The organism is Mesorhizobium sp. WSM4311 (assembly GCF_002295115.1).
In the GTDB taxonomy this organism is placed as follows: Bacteria; Pseudomonadota; Alphaproteobacteria; order Rhizobiales; family Rhizobiaceae; genus Mesorhizobium.
Genome location: NZ_NSFV01000009.1, coordinates 1 through 14,695 on the forward strand (window position 1 = coordinate 1; position 14,695 = coordinate 14,695).

A 14,695-nucleotide genomic window follows, 5' to 3' on the forward strand; every position below is an offset into this window, starting at 1 on the left:
GGGTAGGGAATAGGCAGTAGGCAGTAGGCAGTAGGTTGGTGTTTGCCGCTCAATCTTTCTCCCTACTGCCTACTGCCTATTCCATACTGCCTGCACTAAATTCCTTCGCCGGCAAGCTCTTCCGAAAGCGTGGCGACCTGGTCCTGGGCGCTGCGCATCATCGGATAGATGGCCAGCACCTTCTGCCAGGCTTCGAGCGCCGACTGCTTGTGGCCGGTCAGCGCCATGATCTGCGCCAGGCCCGACAGCGCGCCGAAATGGCGCGGCTCGAGTTGCAGCGTGTGATCGATGTCGGACATCGACTTGCCGTAGTTTTTCATCATGAAATGCACCGTGGCGCGCCGGTTCCAGCCTTCGGAATAGGTCGGCTGCAAGGTCACAACCTGATCAAGCAAATCGAGCGCGACGTCGAATTTCTGGTTGTCCATCGCCTTTTGCGACCACAGCATCATCAAGTCGACCGAGGCGCTGCCGGACTGGAACCATTCGCTCCAGATGTTGCCGGCGATGCGTTCGGCGGCCTTTTCGTTGCGTTCGCGCTTGAGGTCGGAAAACAGCTTGTCGAGCCGGGCCTGTTTCGTCATCGGCGCGGCAGGAGCCTCCGGGGCAGCCGGCGCCGCCGGCTGATCGTCCGCGGCGCTGGCCGGCAAGCTTGTGACGCCGGAAACAAGCAGGGCTGTCAAAAATGCAAAAAGAATCCGCATCGCCCGATCCTAGTCCCGGGCGGCGGAACAGCAAAGTGATTTTAGCGTGAGAAGGTCGGCAGACCGACAAGCATCAAGGGGCGGAGGCGAAAAGCCTCCGGCCGAAAGCTCAGCCCTGGCGCGCCTTGTAGCGCGGGGCGGTCTTGTTGATGATGTAAACGCGGCCCTTGCGGCGAACCAGCTGGTTGTCGCGGTGACGCGCCTTCAGCGCCTTGAGCGAATTCTTGATCTTCATGGTCTTGCCTGTCGGTGTGGACCCGGTTCCGGGTCGAAATTTTAAGGCGCGCCAGAAGACGCGCCTTTTCAACGGTGGGTGGCTCATAAACGAGGAGCCTTGTCCGTGTCAACCGCAAGCATGCGCCATACCTCCATATCATCAAATATCCGCCATGTCGGCCTTGCGGCATTGCGCGGCCGTGGGCCGGCTGGGATGATGCGGAGTGTTTCAAGTGATTTGGGGACGATCATGCGCCGAATATTACTGTCCGCCTGCCTTGTCGTCCTGGCGGGAACGTCGATCGTGCGCGCACAGGAATGCGACCGCTCCGACGACAGCCAGCAGATGATGAACATCTGCGCCGGCGAGGACTACCAGGCCGCCGACGCCAAGCTCAATGCGGCCTATCAGGACCTGATCAGCTCCGATGATGCCAACGGTAAAAGATTGCTGCAGGCGGCGCAACGCGCCTGGATCACCTTCCGCGACGCCGAGTGCGCGCACAGCACGGCCGCCAGCGTGGGCGGTTCCATCCACGCGATGGAGGTTTCGCAGTGCCTGGCCAGGCTGACCAATGACCGCATCAAGCAGCTTGCGGCCTCGGCCAATTGCGAGGAAGGCGATGCGAGCTGCGCCAGCCCCAACGAGGACAGCGACGAGCTGCAATAGGTTCGCTTCCGGCTATTGAACGCGACGGCTGACGCGGATGAAATGGCCCATCTTGCGGCCGGGCCGCGCCTCGGCCTTGCCATAGAGATGCAGCATCAGATCGGGCTCGGCGAGCAGTTGAGGGGCGCGCAGCACGTCGTCGCCGATCAGGTTCTCCATCACGCAATCGGAGTGGCGCTCCGGGCTGCCGAGCGGCAGGCCGGCAACGGCGCGGATATGCTGCTCGAACTGCGAAACGATGCAGGCCGCCTCGGTCCAGTGGCCCGAATTGTGGACGCGCGGCGCAATCTCATTGGCCAGCAGCGAACCGTCGGAAAGCACGAAGAACTCGACGCCGATGACGCCGACATAATCGAGCGCCGACAGGATTTTTGCCGCCGCCGTCCGCGCCGCTTCAGCCGTCTCACGTTTGACGCCGGCTGGCACCGTCGAGGTGTGGAGAATGCCGTTGCGGTGGACATTCTCGGCCGGGTCGTAGGCTGCCACTGCGCCATCCAGGCCACGCGCTGCAATCACCGAGATCTCACGCTCGAAGGGCACGAAGCTTTCCAGGATCAGCGGCACATTGCCCATCGCCTCGCAGGTGCCGGCGAAGCCGCCCGCCTCCATGTTGCGGAAGACACGCTGGCCCTTGCCGTCATAGCCCATGCGCCGCGTCTTCAATATGCCGCTGCCGCCGAATGTCTTCAGCGCCGCCGTCAGGTCCTCGTCGGTGTCGACCGGACGAAAATCGGCGGTGGCAATGCCGATGCCGTTGAGGAATGTCTTTTCGCTCACCCGGTCCTGCGCTACGTCGAGCGCGCGCGCCGGCGGATAGACCGCAACCCTGGCGGCAAGCGCTTCTGCCGCGGCAACGGGAACATTCTCGAACTCGTAGGTGACGACGGCACTTGCCGCCGCCAGCTCGGCAAGGGCGGCCGGGTCGTCATAGGATGACGTAATCTGCCGGTTGGCGACTTGTGCCGCCGGGCAATCCGGCTGCGGCTCCAGCACGATGGTGCGGTAGCCGAGGCGGGCGGCGGCCATCGCCAGCATGCGGCCAAGCTGGCCGCCGCCGATGATGCCGATGGTCGATCCGGCGGGCAGGCTCACGGCGTGTCCGTCGGTTCGTCGGCAACCTTGGCGGTCTGCGAGGCGCGCCAGGCATCGAGGCGCTGGGCAAGCTTGTCGTCGTTCAGCGCCAGAACGGCGGCTGCCAACAGGGCCGCATTGGCCGCACCCGCCTTGCCGATGGCCAGTGTCCCGACAGGAATGCCGGCCGGCATCTGGACGATGGAGAGCAGCGAATCCTGCCCCGACAGCGCCTTCGATTCCACCGGCACGCCGAACACCGGCAGCGGCGTCATCGCCGCCGTCATGCCGGGCAGGTGCGCCGCGCCGCCGGCGCCGGCGATGATCACCTTGTAGCCGGCGGCCTTGGCGCCCTTGGCGAACTCATAGAGCCGGTCGGGCGTGCGATGCGCTGAGATGATCAGGCGTTTGTGCGGGACGCCCAGCGCCTCCAGCGTTTCGGCCGCCTGGCGCATCGTCGCCCAGTCGGACTGGCTGCCCATGATGATGGCGACGTCGGCGCGTTGGTCGTTCAAGCTTGTTGCTCCCCGGCGACAAAGGCGCGCCTTAGCGGAATTCGGCAGCGACGGCAAGGATATCAGGCCACCGGCAAGGCCGGTGGCCATAATCCAGCCTAAACCGCCGCCTTGCGGAAGCGGGCGACGAAGTCGTCGAGTTCGGGGCGCTCCATGTCGGAGATCGCCCAATAGGAGAAGGCGCCGTCGCTCCAGTGCACCATCGAGAAGCCGCCGGAGGAAAGGTCGCCCGGCTGCGTGGTCTTGACGCCCTGCTGCGGTTCGGCGACCAGCGTGATCAGATGCTCGCGGTGGCGGTAGACCAGGGCCGGCACCGGCCGTCCGGATATCACCTCGACCCGGCCGCCGATCAGCGCGTAGCCGTCCTGGGCAAGGTCGGGGGCCGGCGGCGAGACGCCGATGCGGGCGTCGAGCCAGGGCTTGACCGTATGGCGGTCGGACGAAACGATGTCGATCGGGCTCGCGGCAAGTAGGCTGCGGCGATGGCCGCTGGCGACCGCGGCGGCAAAGCCGTCATCGACACCGCTCTGCATCACCCATTGCGTCGCCCCGCTGGCCAGCACTGCGCTGATCATGATCGACGCGGCCATGGCGCGCCAGTCGAACGAGCCGAAGCGGCGCGCTCTCGGTGATGGCCGCGCCTCAGAAGGACGTGTCCCGGCTTCCCGTCTCTGGCCGCCGCCAGCGCCGGCAATCAACCCCGGCAGCGTCGACGGCGTACCGTGCTGCGGCTCCGCCTCGACCGGCGCCTGCCGTTCGGTGCCGGCCATGCCGATCGACGCGATGCGGGCCCGAAACGCGTCGCTGACATCGGGGCGCGGCAAGCGGCTGACGGCGCCTTGCAGGGCGACAATGCGGGCATGCTCGGCGGCAAGCCTGGGGTCGGCGGCGATGCGACGCTCCACTGCAAGAGCGGCCGCCGCATCAAGCTCGCCATCGACAAGGGCATGGATCATCAGTCTGATACCTTCGGGATCGTTGGGCAGTCCGTCGTCGTGCGTCATGACGCTCTCCCCAATTCTGACGCGAGCAGGCCACGGGCGCGGGCCAGCCTGGACATCACCGTGCCGATCGGCACGGCAAGCATGGCCGATATCTCGCGATAGCTCAGGCCGTTGATATCACGCAGCACCAATGTCTCGCGAAATGGCTGCGGCAGAGCCGCTATTGCCGCCTCCAGCGCTGCACTATCGGCCTTGGCGATCAGGCTCGCCTCCGGGCCGTCCTCGTCGGGCATGCTGGTGCCGTGCGCCGCCGCCATGTCATCGAGGTCGCCCAGATCGCCGACGGCCATCATGACACGCGGCCGGTTGCGCGCCATCCAGGTGTAGGAGGTGTTGCGCACGATGGTCAGCAGCCAGGCGCGGGCGTTGCCGCCGGCGTAGCCTGATATGCCGGCATGCGCCTTGATGCAGGCGTCCTGCACCACATCCTCGGCATCGGCGGCATTGCCGGTCAGCCATCGGGCCAGCGCCAGCGCGTCGCCGAGATGCGGCAGCACCACTTCGTTGAAGCGTTCTGCCAGGGCCCTCTCGCTCAAAGCGGCACCATGATCCGATACTCCAGGCCGTGCCGCCTCAAGATGCGACGGCGACCTTGCCCTGCTCGCAGGGGCAAAGCCCCCGGGAACAGGCAGAGCCGCCTGCCTTGCCGAAACTGAATTCATCTGCGTCACCGCTGTCAAGCGCCACGAAGGAGAGCCTGACGACCATCATGCTTGCCAGCGCATCGCCACGGCCGACGCCGTGTTCGCTGTCCTTGCAATGATGGGGCATGCCGGTCTCCTCAACGTCAGCCGTGGCGTATACGGAGGAGATTTGTCGCGGTGCCGATTTATTCCCAAAGCCCGCGATCCGGCTGTTCACAGTCGCGTGATCGCGGGTGGTTTGGGATGGTTGGCCTGGCGCTCAATCCGGCCAGCGCAGTGCGCCAGAAGAATCCTTCCGCGCGGTCTTCATCGCATCGGCGGGACGGTCCTTCGCGGTCAGCACGGCACGCAACCGCTCGGCGACGATCTCGGCCTCGCCGGGATGCAGATTGCAGGGATCGAGGAAGAAGTGGCCGCGCTCGACTTCGTGGTTGCGCACGATGATCGGCGGCGTGCCGGCCGCCAGCGCCGAGGCGAGGCCGGCGGCGCTGAAGCGGCTCTCCGGCGATACGAAGATCTGCAGCCGGTCGAGCGGATTGGCTGTCGGGTCCGGGATGATCTTGGCAAGGATGCCCGACAGTCCCTGCAACGCGTCCTTCCAGAGATTGAGCGCCGCCTCCTCGCGCCGGCGGATGCCGGCGTGATCGCGCTTCTCCCAGGCTTCCAGTGCCGCCATGGTGCCGGCGATGCTTTCCTTGCCGACCTTCATGGCGCGCGCCACGCCGCGGTTCTGCAAATAGGCGGCCCGCACCAGATCCTTGCGACCGGTGACGATGCCGCTGGTCGGCCCACTCAGGAACTTGTGGCCGCTATAGATGACGACATCGGCGCCGCGGGCGAGAAAAACGCGCAGATCATATTCGGACGCCGCATCGACGATCACCGGCACGCCCTTGGCGTGGCAGATCTCGCAGAATTCCTCCAGCGACAGCATGCCGTACTGCACCGTGTGGTGGGCGACGACATAGAGGCCGGCCGCCGTGCGCTCGTTGATTGCTTCGCGCGCATGGTAGTCCTGGGTGACGCTGACCGTGCCCGCGGGCACCACCTTGGCGCCGGCGACGCGGATCGACTGGTCGATCGGGGCGCCGTAATTGACGATGTGGCCAAGCTGGATGACGACCTCCGATTTGAGGTCGCCGGTGTCATCAGGCAGGCGCTCGATGGCGAGCAGGCTGGTTCCTGTCATTGCACCGGCGATCGCCATGGTGATGCCGCTGGCGCAGCAGGCGGTGATGAAGCCGGCCTCGCCACCGGTGAGGCGCGCCACCACCGTGCTCGCGGCGCGCTGCAGATCATCCATCTCCACCCATTGCGAGGCCATCTCCGCCATGGCGCCGATCGCCTCCGGAACGATGATCGATGCGCCGAGCGCGGTCATGGTGCCGGAGACATTGATGATCGGCCGCAAACCCAGCCGTTCGCGAATGGTGGTGTTGGAGCCGGTGTCGGAATAGGTTTTCATGTGAGCGGATCCCGTGAGTAGCAGGTCAGGCGGCGATCTCGACGACCGCCTCGATTTCGACAGTGATGTTTCCAGGCAGCGAGCCGACGCCGATCGCCGAGCGGGCATGGCCGCCGATCTTGTCGAAGACATCGGCGAACAGGTCCGAGCAGCCATTGACCACTTTCGGATGGTCGCTGAAGGTCGGCGTCGCGTTGACGAAGCCGAGCAGCTTGACGACGCGCACGATGCGGCCGAGATCGCCGGCGGCGGCATGCATGACGGCCAGCAGATTAAGCCCGGTCAGGCGCGCATGCTCATAGGCCTGCTCGACGGTCACGTCCTCGCCGACCTTGCCGGTGCAGAGCGTGCCGTCGGCGCGCAGCGGCCCCTGGCCCGACAGGAAGATCAATCGCCCGCTCTCGGCATGGGTAACGAAGTTGGCGATGGGCGTCGGCGGCTCGGGCAGCGTCAGGCCGAGTTCGGCGAGCCGGATGTAAGGCGTCATGGAAGCAGGCTCCTTGGGACGGCACCGGCCGTCCAATGTCAGAAATGCGAGGCGCGGAAGCGCGCCAGGAAGGTGCGGAGGCGCTCATTGCTGGTTTCCGCCGCCAGGATTTCCTTGGGCGGGCCGACGGCGCTGACGCCGCCATCGGCCATGAAGACGATGCGGCTCGAAGCGTCGCGGGCGAAGGCCATTTCATGCGTCACCATCAGCATGGTCATGCCATCTTCGGCCAGGCTGCGCACCACGGCCAGCACCTCGCCGACCAGTTCGGGGTCGAGCGCCGAGGTGATCTCGTCGAGCAAAAGGATTTTCGGCTCCATCGCGACGGCGCGCGCGATGCCGACGCGCTGCTGCTGGCCGCCGGAGAGCTCGGCCGGCAGGCTGTCGGCCTTGTGTGCGAGGCCGACGCGGCCGAGCCAATGCTCGGCGATCTGGCGCGCCTCGGTCTGGCTCTTTCCCCGCACCTTGGTGAGCCCGAGCATGATGTTGCCGGCCGCGGTGAGGTGCGGAAACAGGTTGAAGCTCTGGAACACCATGCCGGTCTCGGCGCGCATCGCAGCCAAGTCGCGTTCGCTGCGGCGCTGGCGCGTTCCGGCCTCGCGATAGCCGACCTCCTTGCCGTCGATGCGGATCGAGCCTGAGTCGTAGCTTTCGAGGAAGTTGACGCAGCGCAGCAACGTGGTCTTGCCGCTGCCCGAGGGGCCGATAACGGTGACCACTTCGCCACGTTTCACCTGAAGGCTGACGGAACGCAGCACCTCGACGGCGCCGAAGGCCTTGGAGACATCGCGCACGTCGAGCAGCGCGGGACTGGCGTTTGTGGCGTCGGACATCGTGCTATTCCCGAATGAAGGCAAAGCGCCGCTCGAGCCGCCGGCTGGCGAGCGAGAGCGCATAGTTGACCGCGAAATAGATGAGCGCGCCGAGGATATAGAGCGGCATCGCCTCATAGGTGCGGCCGATGACCTGGTTGATGGCCTGCATCAGATCGGTGATGCCGAGCAGCGAAACTAGCGCGCTGCCCTTGACCGCATCGGTGACGCCGTTGATCCAGGGCGGCAGGAAGCGCCTGAAGGCCTGCGGGAAGATGACGGAGGTGAGCCGCTGGCGGAAGGTCAGCCCGATCGCCATCGCGGCCTCGGACTGGCCTTTCGGGATCGAGGCGACCGCGCCCCTGAGATATTCGATGACCTGCGCGGTCTTGAACAGGGTGAGCGCCAGCACGGCCGCCCAGAAGGACGGCAGATGCAGCCCGACCGCCGGCAGGCCGTAATAGACGAAGAACATCAGCACCAGGATCGGAATGCCGCGGATGGTGTCGGAGAAGATGCGCACCGCCCAGCGCAGCGGGGCGGGGCCATAGACCAGGCCGACGCCAAGCAGGACGCCGGCGACGAGCGACAGGGTGACGACCAGGAGCGACACCCAAAGGGTCAAGGCGAAGCCTTTGGCGAGGAAGGGCAGGGCGTAGAGGATCTGGCTCGCCATGTCAGCGCGCCGCCCTGAACCGGCGCTCGACGAGCCTGAGCCCGAAGAGCAGGATGTAGCCGGTCACCAGATACATCGCCGTCGTCACCAGATAGACCTCGACGATGCGGAAGGTGTTGAAGTTGATCCACTGGGCGCCGAAGGTGAGCTCGGGCACCGAGATGACCGAGGCTATCGAGGTGTCCTTGAACAGCGAGATGAAGGTGTTGGACAGCGCCGGCAGCGTGATGCGCAGCATGGTCGGCAGGCGCACATGGATGAGCCTTTGCCAGGGCGTCAGGCCGATCGCCTTGCCGGCATCGAGCTGGCCGCGCGGGACGGCCTCGAGGCCCGAGCGAAACACCTCGACCAGATAGGCGCCGCTATAGACCGACAGCGTCAGGACGAACGAGGTCGGCGCGCTGTAGGCCAGGTCGACCACGGTCGGCACCCCGTAGAAGACGAGATAGACGAGCAGGATCAGCGGCACGTTGCGGATGAATTCGACATAGGCGGCGATGATGGCCCGTACCACGCGTCCGGCCGAGACGTACCAGACCGCGAGCACCAGGCCGATGACGGTGCCGATGGCGATCGAGATCACCGCAAGCTCGAGGCTGAGCAGCAGACCGCCCCACAGCTTGTCGAAATGCCGCCAGATCAGGTTGAAATTGAGGGCATAGCCCATGCGTGCGCCTCGGTGTGAAGGCCGTCGAATGGATCGCGGAAGGGCTGGAATGCCGCCCTTCCGCGATCCGGGATCAGATGACCGGGAAGCCGGGATGGCGTGCCGGCGGTTCCTGACCGAAATAATCCTTGAAGGCGGCGTCGTAGAGTGCCGATTCATGGCCGAACATGGCGATGGTGAAGGTCTGGTTGACGAAGGTCAGCCAGTCGAGGTCGCCCTGCCGCAAGGCCGCGCCGTAGAGCATCGAATACCAACTCTTGCCGGCGTCGAAATATTTGTCCGGATTGCGCGAGGCGAGCCAGCGCACGGTGGACAGGTCGACGGCTGCCGCGTCGGCGCGCTTGGATTCCAGCGCCTGCAGCACGTTGGCCTGGGTGTCGATCTGCAGCACCTGTGCCTGTGGCAAGGCAAAGTGGACGGAGCTTTCGGCATCGACATTCTGCAGGATGGAGATGCGCGTCGCCGAACCGCCGGCAAGCAGCTTGTCGAAGGTCTTGTTCTCGGCGGTGGGCAGCGTCAGCAAGGCGACGCCTTCGACATAGTACGGCCGGGAGAAGTTGATCAGCTGCGAGCGCTGCGCCGTCATCGTCATGAACTGGATGGTGATGTCGACCTTGTTGGTGGTGACGTTGGGAATGCGCTGCGCAGGATCCTGCATGACGAATTCGACCTTGGTCGGATCGTCGAACAGACCCTTGGCCAGGATGCGTCCCATGGTGATGTCCATGCCGACCAGTTCGCCGGCATCGTTCTCGAAATGCCAGGGCGCGTTCGTGCTGCCGGTGCCGACGATAAGCTTGCCGCGGTCGAGCACGGTGCGCAGCAGGCTGTCTGATGCCGCCTGGGCGGCCGCCTTCTGCGCATCGACGGTTGCCAGCACGCCGGTGGCGGCCAGTCCCGCCATTCCCAATTTCAGAAAATCACGTCTTCCGGATGTGTCGTTCACGGCGACCTCCTTTCGTGTTGTGTTCCCCATGCACAGGCAAAGACACACGTCGATGATTTCAAAGCGATTGTCTCTTACAAGAGACGCATGTATCCTGTACAAGACAGATACTAACACCAGGAATCGACAATGCAAGATGGCAATGCCTTGGCCGTTTCGGCCGACGAAAAGACGACGGCCTCCCGCGAGAAGGGCCTCAACCGGGTGCTCGAGATCCTGGACTTCCTGCACACGACGCAGCGGGCGATCGGCATTGGCGACCTTGCCAAGGGGGTGAATGCTCCCCGCTCGACGACCTACACGCTGGTGCGGTCGCTGGTCGACGCCGGCCTGCTGGAAATGGCGGGCGACGGCAACCGCGTCTATTTCGGCAAGAAGCTCTATCTCTATGGAATGGATTATGTGCGCGGCAACGACCTGCTGCGGCGCGGGCGCCAGGAGGTCGACCATCTGTCGCGCGAGACCGGCGAGACCTCGGAATTGTGCATGCTGCAGAGCGGCCGCTACACCATCGTCCACTCCAGCCCAGGCACCAGGCCGTTTCGCATCAGCTCCGCCACCGGCCTGCAGATACCGCTGCCCTGGACCGCGTCTGGCCGGCTGCTTCTGGCGGGGCTGGAGCGGGCCGAGGTCGAAGCCATGGTGTCGGAAGACGATCTCGTGCTGCCCGACGGCCGCAAGCTGCGGCTCGACGATTTCATCGACGACATCGCCAAGGCTGGGGTGACCGGCTACTGCGTCACCTCGGGCCTGGTCGATGCCTATACGAAGTGCCTTGCCGTGCCGGTCTTTTCAGCACCGGGCAAGGTCGAGGCGACGATGTGCCTGGTGGTTCCCATCGATACGTCCGACGAGCGCACCGGCAGTCTCATCGGCCTGCTGCGCGATCGCGCGGCCAGGCTTTCGATCGGCGGATAGGGGAAAGCGTTCAGGCGATGATGTCTGGAATGATCTTGTCTTCCAGCTTCATCAGCCGGTCCTTGAGCGCCAGCTTCTTCTTCTTCATGCGCTGGATTTGCAGCGGGTCGCAATTGGTGGCGATCATCGCGTTGATCGCGGCATCGAAATCGGCGTGTTCCTGCTTCAGCCGGGAAAATTCGAGGCGAATATCGGCCTGTTCCTGATCGGACATTCTCTACCGTCTGCACGTCTGCGGCGCCCAAAAAAATGGGCCTGATTGGGCGGGGGTGGCAATTTCTGCCACCGGCGCGCAGGCCATATCACATTTCACCTTGTCGTGGAATGCTACCACGCAGCATTCGACATCGCAGTCGGAAGGTGGCAAAGTGTCATTGTGCCGTCACAGAAGCGACCTGCGGTGGACGCGCCGTGACGGCTGCAATCGAGGAAACCATGAAAGGGAGAACCAATCATGTCTCTTGCATCCCATCTTGATGAGTTGCAGCGGAAACACGGCGACATCGAACGCGAAATCGATGACGCGATGAACCACCCGTCGGTGGACGACCTCGAAATCGTGAATCTCAAGCGACGCAAGCTGGCACTCAAGGATGCGATTGAGAAACTGAAAGCGCAACCGACCACGCATTGATGCCCGACTGACATAGCCGCCACTATGCGGTCTTCCTTGCCGGCGGCACCCGCCGCCGGTACAGGTGGTTTGATTTTCAGCACTATGTCATAAGCCGCGGCTAATATCCTTTCCGATCCCTTTTTTCCCCTGGCCACAGCCGGGTCTTGTTCTGTTTCAGCTCGCCGGCCGGGATCAATTGCTGCCAGTGGCGACCTGTCGCCATTGACAAGCCATCTTTGCTCCTCCACCTCATGCCCGAACCTCAGCGCATCGGCCCTGGGGAGTGTTTGTCCGTCCGAGCGGACGCATGGGGCTCCAGAGACAAAAGGCTGCCGGCATGACCGGATATTTTTCCTTTCCCTTCCCCCGCCGCACCTCGGTCGGCGTCGATGTCGGCGGCGTGGTCGTCGGCGGCGGCGCGCCTGTCGTGGTGCAGTCGATGACCAACACCGACACGGCCGACATCGATCAGACCGTCGCGCAGGTCGCGGCACTGCACCGCGCCGGCTCCGAGATCGTGCGCATCACCGTCGACCGCGACGAGAGCGCGGCCGCCGTTCCGCGCATACACGAACGGCTCCAGCGCCTCGGCATCAATGTGCCGCTGGTCGGCGACTTCCACTATATCGGCCACAAGCTTCTAGCTGATCATCCGGCCTGCGCCGAGGCGCTGGCCAAATACCGCATCAATCCGGGCAATGTCGGCTTCAAGGACAAGAAGGACCGGCAGTTCACCGATATCGTCGAAATGGCGATCAAGCACGACAAGCCGGTGCGCATCGGCGTCAATTGGGGTTCGCTCGACCAGGAGCTTCTGACCCGGCTGATGGACGACAACCAGGACAAGGGTTTTCCGCTGACGGCGCAGGAAGTGATGCGCGAGGCGATCGTGCAGTCGGCGATCCTGTCGGCCGAAATGGCCGAAGAGATCGGCCTTGGCCGCGACAAGATCATCCTGTCGGCCAAGGTCAGCGGCGTGCAGGACCTGGTTGCCGTCTACACCGAGCTTGCCACCCGCTCCGACCATGCGCTGCATCTCGGCCTCACCGAGGCCGGCATGGGCTCGAAAGGCATCGTCGCCTCGTCCGCCGCCATGGGCATCCTCTTGCAGCAAGGCATCGGCGACACCATTCGCATCTCGCTGACGCCGGAGCCGAACGGCGACCGCACGCGCGAAGTGCAGGTGGCGCAGGAACTGCTGCAGACCATGGGGTTCCGCCAGTTCGTGCCGATCGTCGCGGCTTGCCCCGGCTGCGGCCGCACGACCTCCACCGTGTTCCAGGAGCTTGCCCAGAACATCCAGGCCGACCTGCGCAAGAACATGCCGGTGTGGCGCGAAAAATATCCAGGCGTCGAGAACCTGAAGGTCGCGGTGATGGGCTGCATCGTCAACGGCCCGGGCGAATCCAAGCATGCCGATATCGGCATTTCGCTGCCCGGCACCGGCGAGACGCCGACGGCGCCCGTCTTCGTCGACGGCAAGAAGGCGGCGACGCTGCGCGGACCGTCGATCGCGGCGGATTTCGAGAAAATGGTCGCCGACTATATCGAGCAGAGGTTTGGGCGCGGCGGCAAAGCCGCGGCGGAGTAGACGAAATGCAGCGTTTCCTCGCGGTGACGCTGGTTCTGCTTTGCGCCCTGGGGTGGTCGACATCGGTTCAGGCGGATCCGCCGCAATCGGCCAAGCAACGACTGATCGACAAGGTCTGCAACCTGATCCAGGCCCATGCCGACCAGAACGGCCTGCCGCGGGATTTCTTCGCCAGGCTGATCTGGAAGGAAAGCCGTTTCGACCCCAATGCCGTCAGCCCCGTCGGCGCCGAAGGCATCGCCCAGTTCATGCCGGGCACCGCCAAGATGCGCGGGCTCGAAAACTCCTTCGACATCAACCAGGCGATCCCGGCTTCGGCGAAATATCTCGCCGACATGAAAAGCAGCTACGGCAATCTTGGCCTGGCGGCGGCCGCCTACAATGCCGGCGAAAGCCGGGTGTCCCGCTGGTTGGCCTCGGGCGGCTTCCTGCCGATGGAGACCGAGAGCTATGTCTTCGACGTCATGGGCGAGCCGGTCGACAAGTTCACCGACCCCGCCTATGCCGGAAAAATCGAACCGCTCGATACCAAGACGGATTTTGCCGTCGCTTGCCGCAAACTGCCTGTCATCATGTCGCGGACCGTGGCGATGGCCTCGATCAACGTCAAACCATGGGGCGTCCAGGTGGCCGGCAATTTCCGCCGCAGTGCAGCTATCAGCCAGTGGCTCAGGGTCAGGAGCCGGTTTCCGGCCTTGCTCGGTGGGCATGATCCGGTGGTGAGCCGGGTGCGCACGCCGATCGGCCGGCGTGGTATCTACGCCGTCAGGATCGGGATCGACGATCGTGCCGCCGCTAATGTCATCTGCCAGAAATTGCAGAGCGTCGGCGGGGCATGCGTGGTGGTACGCAACCGGTAGTTCGCGGCGGTGGGTCGGCCGGGTTGCCCTGCCTGTGATGAACGACGAGGGCAGCAGGATGTTCGACGCCTACATTATCTGCGGCACGCCGAGAACCGGCAGCACGCTGCTGTGTAAGCTCCTGGCCTCCACCGGGACATCAGGCGATCCGCACTCCTTCTATCGGCGGCAGGACCTGTCGGAATGGGCTGACGAGTGGAAACTGCCGGCCCGCGATACGATGCGCGAGCTTGAATTCGACGTTGCCTATCTCGATGCGGCAATCACCGCCGGCAAGGGCGGGACAGGCATCTTCGGCCTGCGCCTGATGCGCGAAAACCTGGATGAACTTTCGGCGATCCTCGACCGGATTTTCCCAGGGCTGGCGTCAGACACGACGCGCTTCGAAAAGGCCTTTGGCCGCATTCTCTACATCCACCTGTCGCGTGAGAACAAGCTTGCGCAGGCGATATCGCTGATCAAGGCGCAGCAGACCGGTCTTTGGCATATTGCGCCGGACGGCACCGAGATCGAAAGGGTCGCACCGGCGCAAGAACCCCGATATGATTTCGAGCGGATCAAAGAGGAACTCGCCACGCTCGAAGCCTATGACACGGCGTGGAACATCTGGTTCGCGGCGCAAGGCCTGACGCCGCTGCGCGTCGGCTACGATCGTCTCTCCGCCGATCCCGCGGCGGCCTTGCTGGGCATCTGCGAGGCCCTCGGCGTTCCGCCGCCGAATGCCGGGGACATCCGGCCGGGCGTCGCAAAGCTCGCCGACGAGACAAGCCTCGACTGGATGCGCCGCTATCATCTGGATGCGGCCGGCTGAGTATGAAGGCCGAGCAAGGTCG

General features: G+C 64.5%; 20 protein-coding genes. 6 read left to right on the forward strand and 14 right to left on the reverse strand.

The genetic code is table 11. The features are described 5' to 3' along the window. Window positions 1-95 precede the first annotated feature (95 nt). The gene (locus CK226_RS22785; protein ID WP_095793127.1) at window positions 96-704 is read right to left on the reverse strand and encodes a hypothetical protein; all 609 of its coding nucleotides are present in this window, start codon (window positions 702-704) and stop codon (window positions 96-98) included. A 109-nt stretch (window positions 705-813) separates the two neighbouring features. Next, on the reverse strand, window positions 814-939 hold the full coding sequence (gene ykgO, locus CK226_RS22790; RefSeq protein ID WP_006327841.1) for a type B 50S ribosomal protein L36: 126 nt from the start codon (window positions 937-939) through the stop codon (window positions 814-816). Between the two features lie 231 nt (window positions 940-1,170). Between ykgO and CK226_RS22795 the strand changes: the two genes are divergently transcribed. After that, window positions 1,171-1,590, forward strand: a complete 420-nt coding sequence (locus tag CK226_RS22795; protein ID WP_095788008.1) for a lysozyme inhibitor LprI family protein — start codon at window positions 1,171-1,173, stop codon at window positions 1,588-1,590. A 12-nt stretch (window positions 1,591-1,602) separates the two neighbouring features. Here CK226_RS22795 and CK226_RS22800 read toward each other — a convergent pair whose 3' ends face one another. The 11 genes from CK226_RS22800 to CK226_RS22850 form a co-directional block, all read right to left on the reverse strand. Next, window positions 1,603-2,682 (reverse strand): 5-(carboxyamino)imidazole ribonucleotide synthase, encoded by a 1,080-nt coding sequence (locus tag CK226_RS22800; protein WP_095793128.1) that lies wholly within the window; start codon window positions 2,680-2,682, stop codon window positions 1,603-1,605. After that, window positions 2,679-3,176 (reverse strand): 5-(carboxyamino)imidazole ribonucleotide mutase, encoded by a 498-nt coding sequence (gene purE, locus CK226_RS22805; RefSeq protein WP_010911966.1) that lies wholly within the window; start codon window positions 3,174-3,176, stop codon window positions 2,679-2,681. Before purE ends, CK226_RS22800 begins: the two co-directional genes overlap by 4 nt. Window positions 3,177-3,274: 98 nt before the next feature. After that, window positions 3,275-4,180: an anti-sigma factor gene (locus CK226_RS22810; RefSeq protein ID WP_095793129.1), complete on the reverse strand. Its 906-nt coding sequence runs from the start codon at window positions 4,178-4,180 to the stop codon at window positions 3,275-3,277. Beyond that, the gene (locus CK226_RS22815; RefSeq protein WP_095772104.1) at window positions 4,177-4,716 is read right to left on the reverse strand and encodes a sigma-70 family RNA polymerase sigma factor; all 540 of its coding nucleotides are present in this window, start codon (window positions 4,714-4,716) and stop codon (window positions 4,177-4,179) included. Before CK226_RS22815 ends, CK226_RS22810 begins: the two co-directional genes overlap by 4 nt. A 37-nt stretch (window positions 4,717-4,753) precedes the next feature. Next, entirely contained in the window at window positions 4,754-4,951 is a 198-nt protein-coding gene (locus tag CK226_RS22820; protein WP_095793130.1) for a hypothetical protein, read from the reverse strand. Between the two features lie 132 nt (window positions 4,952-5,083). Continuing rightward, window positions 5,084-6,289, reverse strand: a complete 1,206-nt coding sequence (locus tag CK226_RS22825; protein WP_095793131.1) for an aminotransferase class V-fold PLP-dependent enzyme — start codon at window positions 6,287-6,289, stop codon at window positions 5,084-5,086. A gap of 25 nt (window positions 6,290-6,314) precedes the next feature. Then, window positions 6,315-6,776, reverse strand: a complete 462-nt coding sequence (locus CK226_RS22830) for a RidA family protein (protein WP_010911960.1) — start codon at window positions 6,774-6,776, stop codon at window positions 6,315-6,317. Between the two features lie 38 nt (window positions 6,777-6,814). Continuing rightward, the gene (locus tag CK226_RS22835; RefSeq protein ID WP_095793132.1) at window positions 6,815-7,609 is read right to left on the reverse strand and encodes an amino acid ABC transporter ATP-binding protein; all 795 of its coding nucleotides are present in this window, start codon (window positions 7,607-7,609) and stop codon (window positions 6,815-6,817) included. A 4-nt stretch (window positions 7,610-7,613) separates the two neighbouring features. Further along, complete coding sequence (locus tag CK226_RS22840; protein WP_095793133.1) at window positions 7,614-8,264, reverse strand: amino acid ABC transporter permease; 651 nt, start codon at window positions 8,262-8,264, stop codon at window positions 7,614-7,616. A gap of 1 nt (window position 8,265) precedes the next feature. Further along, complete coding sequence (locus tag CK226_RS22845; protein ID WP_095772109.1) at window positions 8,266-8,931, reverse strand: amino acid ABC transporter permease; 666 nt, start codon at window positions 8,929-8,931, stop codon at window positions 8,266-8,268. A gap of 73 nt (window positions 8,932-9,004) precedes the next feature. Beyond that, window positions 9,005-9,835: a transporter substrate-binding domain-containing protein gene (locus tag CK226_RS22850; RefSeq protein WP_179295887.1), complete on the reverse strand. Its 831-nt coding sequence runs from the start codon at window positions 9,833-9,835 to the stop codon at window positions 9,005-9,007. A gap of 171 nt (window positions 9,836-10,006) precedes the next feature. On the opposite strand from CK226_RS22850, the gene CK226_RS22855 reads away from it, so the two are divergent. Next, entirely contained in the window at window positions 10,007-10,795 is a 789-nt protein-coding gene (locus tag CK226_RS22855) for an IclR family transcriptional regulator (protein ID WP_095772110.1), read from the forward strand. A 10-nt stretch (window positions 10,796-10,805) separates the two neighbouring features. On the opposite strand, the gene CK226_RS22860 is transcribed toward CK226_RS22855, so the two are convergent. Beyond that, window positions 10,806-11,009, reverse strand: a complete 204-nt coding sequence (locus CK226_RS22860) for a YdcH family protein (RefSeq protein ID WP_010911954.1) — start codon at window positions 11,007-11,009, stop codon at window positions 10,806-10,808. Window positions 11,010-11,249: 240 nt separating this feature from the next. Between CK226_RS22860 and CK226_RS22865 the strand changes: the two genes are divergently transcribed. The 4 genes from CK226_RS22865 to CK226_RS22880 all read left to right on the forward strand — a co-directional run bounded on the left by CK226_RS22865 (window position 11,250) and on the right by CK226_RS22880 (window position 14,673). Beyond that, window positions 11,250-11,429 carry a YdcH family protein gene (locus CK226_RS22865; protein ID WP_010911953.1) on the forward strand — a complete coding sequence of 60 codons (180 nt, stop codon included), beginning with the start codon at window positions 11,250-11,252 and terminating at the stop codon, window positions 11,427-11,429. Window positions 11,430-11,748: 319 nt separating this feature from the next. Then, on the forward strand, window positions 11,749-13,002 hold the full coding sequence (gene ispG / locus CK226_RS22870) for a flavodoxin-dependent (E)-4-hydroxy-3-methylbut-2-enyl-diphosphate synthase (RefSeq protein ID WP_095793263.1): 1,254 nt from the start codon (window positions 11,749-11,751) through the stop codon (window positions 13,000-13,002). A 5-nt stretch (window positions 13,003-13,007) separates the two neighbouring features. After that, a complete protein-coding gene (locus CK226_RS22875) occupies window positions 13,008-13,862 on the forward strand; it encodes a lytic transglycosylase domain-containing protein (RefSeq protein ID WP_095793134.1) in 855 nt (284 codons plus the stop codon). A 37-nt stretch (window positions 13,863-13,899) separates the two neighbouring features. Next, on the forward strand, window positions 13,900-14,673 hold the full coding sequence (locus tag CK226_RS22880; protein ID WP_142887644.1) for a Stf0 family sulfotransferase: 774 nt from the start codon (window positions 13,900-13,902) through the stop codon (window positions 14,671-14,673). The last annotated feature ends 22 nt before the right edge of the window (window positions 14,674-14,695 follow it).

Coding starts and splice junctions, on each gene's coding strand:
- CK226_RS22785 (WP_095793127.1), bottom strand. CDS start 704: ATGCGGATTCTTTTTGCATTTTTGACAGCCCTGCTTGTTTCCGGCGTC.
- ykgO (WP_006327841.1), bottom strand. CDS start 939: ATGAAGATCAAGAATTCGCTCAAGGCGCTGAAGGCGCGTCACCGCGAC.
- CK226_RS22795 (WP_095788008.1), top strand. CDS start 1,171: ATGCGCCGAATATTACTGTCCGCCTGCCTTGTCGTCCTGGCGGGAACG.
- CK226_RS22810 (WP_095793129.1), bottom strand. CDS start 4,180: ATGACGCACGACGACGGACTGCCCAACGATCCCGAAGGTATCAGACTG.
- CK226_RS22820 (WP_095793130.1), bottom strand. CDS start 4,951: ATGCCCCATCATTGCAAGGACAGCGAACACGGCGTCGGCCGTGGCGAT.
- CK226_RS22825 (WP_095793131.1), bottom strand. CDS start 6,289: ATGAAAACCTATTCCGACACCGGCTCCAACACCACCATTCGCGAACGG.
- CK226_RS22830 (WP_010911960.1), bottom strand. CDS start 6,776: ATGACGCCTTACATCCGGCTCGCCGAACTCGGCCTGACGCTGCCCGAG.
- CK226_RS22835 (WP_095793132.1), bottom strand. CDS start 7,609: ATGTCCGACGCCACAAACGCCAGTCCCGCGCTGCTCGACGTGCGCGAT.
- CK226_RS22840 (WP_095793133.1), bottom strand. CDS start 8,264: ATGGCGAGCCAGATCCTCTACGCCCTGCCCTTCCTCGCCAAAGGCTTC.
- CK226_RS22845 (WP_095772109.1), bottom strand. CDS start 8,931: ATGGGCTATGCCCTCAATTTCAACCTGATCTGGCGGCATTTCGACAAG.
- CK226_RS22850 (WP_179295887.1), bottom strand. CDS start 9,835: ATGGCGGGACTGGCCGCCACCGGCGTGCTGGCAACCGTCGATGCGCAG.
- CK226_RS22855 (WP_095772110.1), top strand. CDS start 10,007: ATGCAAGATGGCAATGCCTTGGCCGTTTCGGCCGACGAAAAGACGACG.
- CK226_RS22860 (WP_010911954.1), bottom strand. CDS start 11,009: ATGTCCGATCAGGAACAGGCCGATATTCGCCTCGAATTTTCCCGGCTG.
- CK226_RS22865 (WP_010911953.1), top strand. CDS start 11,250: ATGTCTCTTGCATCCCATCTTGATGAGTTGCAGCGGAAACACGGCGAC.
- ispG (WP_095793263.1), top strand. CDS start 11,749: ATGACCGGATATTTTTCCTTTCCCTTCCCCCGCCGCACCTCGGTCGGC.
- CK226_RS22875 (WP_095793134.1), top strand. CDS start 13,008: ATGCAGCGTTTCCTCGCGGTGACGCTGGTTCTGCTTTGCGCCCTGGGG.
- CK226_RS22880 (WP_142887644.1), top strand. CDS start 13,900: ATGAACGACGAGGGCAGCAGGATGTTCGACGCCTACATTATCTGCGGC.